At 60.2% G+C, this 7,140-nt stretch carries 8 protein-coding genes; 6 read left to right on the top strand and 2 right to left on the bottom strand.

All coding sequences use genetic code 11. The features are described 5' to 3' along the window. From FFS35_RS19635 to FFS35_RS19610, 6 genes are all read left to right on the top strand, one after another. The coding region (locus FFS35_RS19635; protein ID WP_249341751.1) for an AAA family ATPase at positions 1-1,266 on the top strand (1,266 nt) is incomplete at its 5' end. A gap of 195 nt (positions 1,267-1,461) precedes the next feature. Beyond that, positions 1,462-1,770, top strand: coding sequence for a hypothetical protein (locus tag FFS35_RS19630; RefSeq protein WP_010405727.1), 309 nt, complete (start codon positions 1,462-1,464; stop codon positions 1,768-1,770). Positions 1,771-1,946: 176 nt separating this feature from the next. Beyond that, the gene (locus tag FFS35_RS19625; protein ID WP_010405725.1) at positions 1,947-2,633 is read left to right on the top strand and encodes a hypothetical protein; all 687 of its coding nucleotides are present in this window, start codon (positions 1,947-1,949) and stop codon (positions 2,631-2,633) included. Further along, positions 2,626-3,486, top strand: a complete 861-nt coding sequence (locus tag FFS35_RS19620) for a nucleotidyl transferase AbiEii/AbiGii toxin family protein (protein ID WP_137788455.1) — start codon at positions 2,626-2,628, stop codon at positions 3,484-3,486. The genes FFS35_RS19625 and FFS35_RS19620 overlap by 8 nt, the downstream gene beginning before the upstream one ends. Positions 3,487-3,595: 109 nt before the next feature. Next, positions 3,596-4,597, top strand: a complete 1,002-nt coding sequence (locus FFS35_RS19615) for a site-specific integrase (protein ID WP_010405721.1) — start codon at positions 3,596-3,598, stop codon at positions 4,595-4,597. A gap of 115 nt (positions 4,598-4,712) precedes the next feature. Continuing rightward, positions 4,713-5,333, top strand: coding sequence for a Fic family protein (locus tag FFS35_RS19610; RefSeq protein WP_249341750.1), 621 nt, complete (start codon positions 4,713-4,715; stop codon positions 5,331-5,333). 15 nt (positions 5,334-5,348) lie between these two features. Here FFS35_RS19610 and FFS35_RS19605 read toward each other — a convergent pair whose 3' ends face one another. Continuing rightward, the gene (locus FFS35_RS19605; protein WP_231565015.1) at positions 5,349-5,912 is read right to left on the bottom strand and encodes an RES family NAD+ phosphorylase; all 564 of its coding nucleotides are present in this window, start codon (positions 5,910-5,912) and stop codon (positions 5,349-5,351) included. Positions 5,913-5,941: 29 nt separating this feature from the next. After that, a complete protein-coding gene (locus FFS35_RS19600; RefSeq protein ID WP_231565016.1) occupies positions 5,942-6,523 on the bottom strand; it encodes a hypothetical protein in 582 nt (193 codons plus the stop codon). Positions 6,524-7,140: the final 617 nt, after the last annotated feature.

Raw genomic sequence — 7,140 nt, 5'->3', positions numbered from 1 at the left:
CTCGGCGCTGACGGAGGCCATGGGCATGCTCAACCACCATTTCGCAGCAGCCGCCTGATCGGCGCAGAGCGACAGCCTACCTCTGACTGCCGCCAATCTTTGCAACAGAGCCCTTTTGAGATTAACGAAGGAAAGGTGCGCGAGGTAGATTCCGGCGCGGAGCGAGAAATGGGGACCCTAGCCGCCCGGATTGAGGCGATCAAAAAAGAAAGAGCGGACTATTCCGGCCGCGCCGAACAAGCCACCGAAGCGCTCAACGGACCACAGCGAGCTTACCAAGACCATCTTAACGCCATGAAGACGTGGCAGATGTCCGTAGGCGAAATCGAAGGCGCGCCTGATGTGCCGGACAGCAAGCTGGGGCTGGAAGCACGACTGTCCCAACTGGACCAGCTTCCACGCATACTAGATGAGCGACGCGCGCAACGCACTGTGCTTGCAGCCCAGATTTTCCATATTCTGGCGCTACAACGAGATCAACGCCAGAAGCTTTTTGAGCCTCTTCAGAAAGTCATTTCAGAGAACAGCCTGATACGGGACGAATATCGCCTCCAGTTTCGATCCCATCTCGCGACTTATCACGATCTGGTTTCAGAACGGCTGTTTTCCCTTGTTAAGCAGAGTATTGGAGAGCTGCGCGGCGAAGATGAAAGCCGGGCCGCCATAAGGGCGCGTGTTGAAGCGCAGGATCTTGATACCGAGGCAGGCGCTTTGGCGCTCGCCGACGATCTTCATAAACTGCTGCATGATGCGGCACGTCAGCGGGCGTCAGACCAAGCCGACCTCAACGGGCTAATGCGGAAGGACAGGGCGCCGACGGAAGTGTATGATTTGATATACAGCTTTGAGTATCTTGAGCCCAAATACACTCTATTGTTCCAGGACACGCCAATCGAACAACTCTCGCCGGGGCAGCGCGGGGCACTGCTTCTGATCTTCTACCTTTTGGTCGACAAGAAGCGAAATCCCATCATCCTCGACCAGCCCGAGGAAAATCTCGACAATGAAACGATCGTTAGTCTGCTCGTGCCAGTCCTCAACGCGGCAAAAGAAAACAGGCAGATCATCATGGTGACGCACAACCCAAACTTGGCCGTCGTGTGCGATGCGGAACAGATAATCTTCGCGGAGTTCGACCGGAAAGCTATGTGCAGCATCACATATCTCGCGGGCTCGATCGAAGACCCCGCGCTTAACCAAGCTGTCGTCAATGTTCTCGAGGGCACGAAGCCCGCATTCGATAATCGAGGGAATAAGTACCAATAGCGGCCAGAAGTGATCGGCGCACCGCTCAGTCATGGCCATCGCAAGAAGCGCTATGTCCGATAAACGCGATTCTCGGACATAAGAATTGGCTTCGAGAGGGCTGCCGATATCGAGCAATGCGTTCTCACGTCATCGTTGCACTCGCGCCGGCATCGACCGATTGACTCCCGGCCTGCGATCTCGATGATGCTCGCCATGAACGTAACGCCCCTGATCGCACCCGAGGTTCGCGCCGCAGTCGACCGCCTGTTCGATCTCGCAAGCAGCGACACCGGTCAGGCGGGTCGTGTCGCCAATTTCCTTCTCGCATGGCACAATGGAGCGGATTGGGGCGGTTTTGATCTCGCCGATCTCTTTGGCGTCGACCGCGCAATCGCCGCCGACATGGCGACGATCTTCACGTTCCTTGGCCAGTATCCAAGCGGCATCTATCCGGACGCGTTCGGGCATGGTGACGACATTGTCCCGATCCTGCAGCGCTGGCGCGGTTACACGGACGAATAGACACCACGGTAGGCCAGGCCAGGCGGAAGCGCTGTCGTTTCCTCTCCCGGAATGCTCCACATTCTCGCTTGGCGGTCGGTCAAGCGGCAGTTCGAGGCTAGCATTGTCGAAAACGTCCATTCCGTTCCTACATAAAATTCTTGAAACTTTCACTTTATGCAAGTATCGGGAATTTTATGAGCGCCCTCACCTCCGCCCTGTCTGACGGCAAGCTCGCCGGCCGCGTTTTCGATGAACGCCAGCTTGGCGAGGCGATCGACGGCGGCGCTGCGCGTCGCTATGCGCTCGTCAACCGCGCGCTGAAGGACGGTTCGCTCGTCCGTCTCAAGCGCGGCACCTATCTTTTGGGCAAATCCTATCGATCGGACGCGATTCATCCCTTCGCCGTGGCCCAGGCCCTCATTCCGGGCAGCTATGTTTCGTTCGAGACCGCCCTCGCTCACCATGGCTGGATTCCCGAGGCAGTCTACGCGACCGCAAGCGTGACGCCCGGACGCAAGACGCTTGAATTCGACACCCCGGTCATGGGCCGGTTCACCTTCCATCCGCTCGCCATCCACGAATATCAGTTCCTGGTGGGCGTGGAGCGGCAGAAATTGGGTGCCCTCACCGCGTTCGTTGCGAGCCCCTTGCGCGCGCTCCTCGACCTCGTCGCATTGCGGAAGCAACGCTGGACGGGTTTCGACTGGCTAACCAGCGGCCTGCGCATCGACGAGGATCATCTCCACACGCTCAAACGCAAGCAATTCGCGTCGCTGAAATCGGTCTACAAGCACAAGGCGGTCAACGACTTCCTCCGTTCCCTCGAGCTTGCTGTCCGCGGCAACCGATCCCCCTCGCTGGATGCATCGCGCGATGATTGAGATGCTCCAGAAGAAACTCCGCGACTATGGCGCGACCAATGCCGTCGAGGAGGAGAACGCGACCAAGGAGATCATCCAGGAGATCGCGCTCTACGCGCTCTGGCGCGCCGATTTCTTCGACGTCGCGCTTTTCCAGGGCGGCACGAGCCTGCGCATCCTGCACGCCCTTCCCCGCTTTTCGGAGGATCTCGACTTCCTGCTGCGCGTGCCGGACCCCGATTTCCAATGGTCCCCGTACCTCTCCGCGCTCGTCGAAATCTTCGCTCAGTTCGGCCTGAAGCTCGAAGCCCAGCCGAAGGACAAGATGGACAGAGCAGTGCGCGAAGCGATCCTCAAGGACGATTCGATCGCAAGCCAGCTCAATCTCAGCTACGCGGGATCGGGCCGCGCCAAGACGATCAGAATCAAGCTCGAGATCGACACCAATCCGCCGGCGGGCTCTGGCGAAGCGACAACCTTCCTCGACTTCCCCGCCGACTACGAGGTGCGGCACCAGGATCTGGAGTCCAATTTCGCGCTCAAGATCCATGCGCTGCTGTGCCGCCCCTATTTGAAGGGCCGCGACTGGTTCGACTTTTCCTGGTACGTCGCGAACGGCGTCTACCCCAACCTCTCGCTTCTTGGCGCAGCGATCCTGCAGGCGGGGCCTTGGCAGGACCAGCGAGACCTGCATGTCGACGGCGAGTGGCTTGTCGCGGCCTTGAAGGCGAGGATCACGTCCATCGATTGGCGCGCGGCAACGGCCGACGTGAACCGGTTCCTGCGGCCGGCCGAGGCGAAGTCGCTCAGCCTATGGAGCGAGCGCTTTTTCCAATCCAAACTCGACCAGCTTGCCAAGGAAGCGTCTAAGTGACGGACATGCTTCCTGCTCTTTCCGATCCGCACGCGGCGCTGTGCGCGAGTAGCGCAACCGGCAAGGGCGCGCGCGACCGGACCCAAGATAGCGCAGGCGTGCGCTGCTGATGGGCCGCGACCTCTTGCCACTATCGGCCGATCTCCCTGCCGACCTGCTCGCCGAGATCGAAAGCGCGCGCGATACGCTCGCGGCCGCCAAGGCTGGCTCAACGCAAAAAGCCTATGCATCCGACTGGCAGCGCTTCTGCGACTTCTGCGATGCCCGCAACGTCGAAGCCCTGCCCGCCCATCCGGACATCGTCGCGCTCTTTGCGCATGTCGAGGCGGAGGCCCGCATCGCACCGGTCACGATCGGCCGCCGCGTCGCGGCGATCAACCATCACCACAAAGAGGCGGGCCTTGCCTCTCCCATGGCGCGCGATGCCGCTGGCGTTATCGCGCAGATGATGGCGGGCGTACGCCGCAAATATGCTCGGAAGAAGGATCAGAAGGCGCCTGCAGCGGCGGACGTGCTCACCGCCATGCTTGCGACGATCACGAACGCAGGCCTGCGCGCCAAGCGCGATCGCGCGATCCTGGCGGTCGGCATGGCGGGCGCGTTTCGCCGTTCCGAAATAGCGGGCATGCAATTGCCCGATCTCGAATTCGAAATCGCGGGCGTGCGGATATCGATCCCCCGTTCGAAAGGCGATCAGGAAGCCGAGGGCCAGGAGATTGCGATCCCCGAAGGCCGTCATATCCGGCCGGTGAGCCTCCTCAACGACTGGCTCGAGGCCGCCGATCTGATCGGCTTGGATCCCGCTATCGGAAAGCCCCGGACAGGCCCGGTGTTTCGTCGGTTGACGCGGGGGGACGTGCTGACGGCCGACCCGATCACCGACAAGACCGTGGCTCGTCTGGTCAAAGCCTGCGCGTCGGCGGCAGGGCTCGACCCAGCCCTGTTCTCCGGGCATTCCCTGCGCGCGGGCTTCCTTACCGAGGCGGCCGCGAAGCGAGCGAACCTGTTCAAGATGAAGGACCACTCGCGCCACAAGTCGCTCGACACAGTCGCCGGCTATGTCCGCGATGCCGCACTGTTCGACGACCATGCAGGTGAGGAGTTTCTGTGATGCCGGGCTGTCCGGCAATTCTGGCTTCGAAGCGAAACTCGAGATCCCGGACGAGCCGGCAATGACGACAGCGCCAGAATGGCAGGCATATGCCATGCCCAATTACGATGCGGCGATGACGCAGGCCTGCACGGCTCTCCAACAGCGTATCCTTGTCGACCCCGCCTATCGTTCTTCCATACTGGCCGATCCCAGAGACCTTCACCGCACCTTGTTCGTCGGATTCACGCCGCCCGGTTACCCCGAATATGCCGGCACCTACCGGGGTGCGGCGGGGACATCGCTCGAGGGACGGCGTTTGGGCGCCCCGCAAGTCTTCAGCCCGAAAAAGAGCTTTTCGTTCGAGGAGCCCGAGAACGTCGTCGCCCGGCTCGATTTCATGCTCTCCGAAGTTCGTCGCGAACTGGTTCCCGCAAGGTCTGCTAAGCCTTTTGTGCAGCTCCTGACCTTGACGCACCTTTTCTGCTGGTTCGGCAAAATCCATCCGTTTCTCGATGGAAACGGTCATATCCAGCGCGCCCTGTTCGCCGCCGCGGCTACCGAACTGGCAATCCCACTTGCCGCCCGTTTCGCCATCCACCCGCGCCCGTTTGATCGCCTGCTTGCCTGGCCGCTGGAGATGTTCACGCGGGCCGTTCCCGACCAGCGCGAGCATTACCTCGCGATGGTGGCCGAATATCTCAGTTCGTGGTTGGCTGGTCCCTTCGATCTGCCCGCGAGCGGCATAGCGCCGTAAGCGGCCGGGCCTGGTTCAAAGCTCGATCAGCGTATAGCCACGATCGGCGAGCAATTTCTGGGTCCAGTCCTTGCCGATGGGCACGCCCTCGGCACCCAACGAGATCGCCGCATCAGCCCGATCGAAAAGTGCGATGCAGAGCTCATCGCTATCGAACCGCGATCGGTACTGAATGCCGTCCAGGCTCGTGCTCTTATAAATCTCTGCGGAAATCTGCTGTGGGACCACATAGGCACCCGGATTGTCGACCGGATCGAAGTCGGCAGAGACACCGGCGGCGGTGGTCTTAAACCAGCCAAGGCCCGGTCCATGGACCTTGGCTAGACGGATTGGCCGCATAATTGTGAAGTTAGCGGCGCGTCTCCTGGCCACCTGATCCCAAAGGACGTCTCTATCCCCCGGTGTTCGCAGCAGTGTTTCCGCAAATGGCCCTACGAGCGTCTTTCCCAGATAGAGAACCCCGAACTTGCCTTCGGGATCATCCCACCGCCAGGTCGCGTCCTTGCGTCCATACCATCTGGCAGCCACCGTCGCGCCGTGAACCCGATGTAGCACTTTTCCCGTAGCGATCGTCGCCACGGGTATCCCCCCTTTCGCTGCCATATGCGTCAGTCTTCGAGCGTATGGGCGAATCGCACGACGCGTTCGACCTCTGCGTCGCTGCCCTTGAGGAGCGTGATGGGACTCAATCCATCAAGACCTTCATCGCCACCAACGAGGAACTGCAGAATGGCCCAGCCGGTCGTGTGCGGAGCGGCACTGAGAACCTTCGAGATTCCTGGGATGATCGCGTTGCCGTCGAACTGGAACACCGGGAACAGCTTGGTCCCATTGTCCTCGACCATAAGCAGTCGGCGATCCTTCACCGCTTTATAGACGGCCTGAATCGTCTTGTGTCCAAGCAGTGCGCGCACCTTCTCCGCAGTCAGCGCCCCGCCCGCGGCGTCGATCATCCGTCGCTTGAAAGCGATGGCGTTCGTGATCCTCTCTGCGGCCTCCGGATTGTCCGTTTCGACCGCCGGAATGCCAAGAGCCAGATGAAAGACCAAGCTGGGCACGTCGATGCTGCTGATAGCGGCCGCCTTTGCCGCCGCCGGCATCATTTTGATGATGCGATCGGTGCTTGCCACTATGCGGTCGTGAAGGACACGGTCCGCATCAACGAATCCCATATTTGCCGGACGAACCATTCGATCATTCCTGTTGAGTCAGTTCCATATATGCTGAAATCGACACAATTTCAACCGAGCGCTTCGTAAGCTGGTCTCGGCGGCGCGGATCGCCGCTTGAAAAGCACTGGCCGCATCTCTTCGAGGCATTCTCGAGCTGCAAGGAGGGAAGGCAAAAATGCCCAGCCCGAGGGGCTTCATTCGAGCATTCGTAGGGACATAAGCACGATCTGTCGCGCTTCGATAAACCCGATAGCTGGCAAGAGGCCATTGCGAACAAACTTCGAACACTGTACAAAATCGGTGTCCGGAGCTTTCGACATGTACGACCTGAGAACCTACCTCGCAACGAAGGACCTCCCTGGCGGTCCGGTCTACATCGAAGAGCAGTTCACAGCAGAATATCAGCTGATGAACCCTCAGATCACTGATTCAAGCGACGATAGACCGCTCACACCCGGCAGAGCAATCGGAGGCCTCATCTCGCTGGTGTTGCTTGTGGGAACTGGCGTCTATCTGTTCGTGGGGCTCTGTTGCAAAGATTGGCGGCAGTCAGAGGTAGGCTGTCGCTCTGCGCCGATCAGGCGGCTGCTGCGAAATGGTGGTTGAGCATGCCCATGGCCTCCGTCAGCGCCGAG

The organism is Sphingomonas sp. 3P27F8 (genome assembly GCF_005502745.1).
Taxonomy (GTDB): Bacteria; Pseudomonadota; Alphaproteobacteria; order Sphingomonadales; family Sphingomonadaceae; genus Sphingomonas.
The sequence above is the reverse complement of the archived record's forward strand: the minus strand, read 5'-3'. Positions and strand labels throughout refer to the sequence as shown.

Coding starts and splice junctions, on each gene's coding strand:
- FFS35_RS19620 (WP_137788455.1), top strand. CDS start 2,626: ATGATTGAGATGCTCCAGAAGAAACTCCGCGACTATGGCGCGACCAAT.
- FFS35_RS19610 (WP_249341750.1), top strand. CDS start 4,713: ATGACGCAGGCCTGCACGGCTCTCCAACAGCGTATCCTTGTCGACCCC.
- FFS35_RS19625 (WP_010405725.1), top strand. CDS start 1,947: ATGAGCGCCCTCACCTCCGCCCTGTCTGACGGCAAGCTCGCCGGCCGC.
- FFS35_RS19600 (WP_231565016.1), bottom strand. CDS start 6,523: ATGGTTCGTCCGGCAAATATGGGATTCGTTGATGCGGACCGTGTCCTT.
- FFS35_RS19630 (WP_010405727.1), top strand. CDS start 1,462: ATGAACGTAACGCCCCTGATCGCACCCGAGGTTCGCGCCGCAGTCGAC.
- FFS35_RS19615 (WP_010405721.1), top strand. CDS start 3,596: ATGGGCCGCGACCTCTTGCCACTATCGGCCGATCTCCCTGCCGACCTG.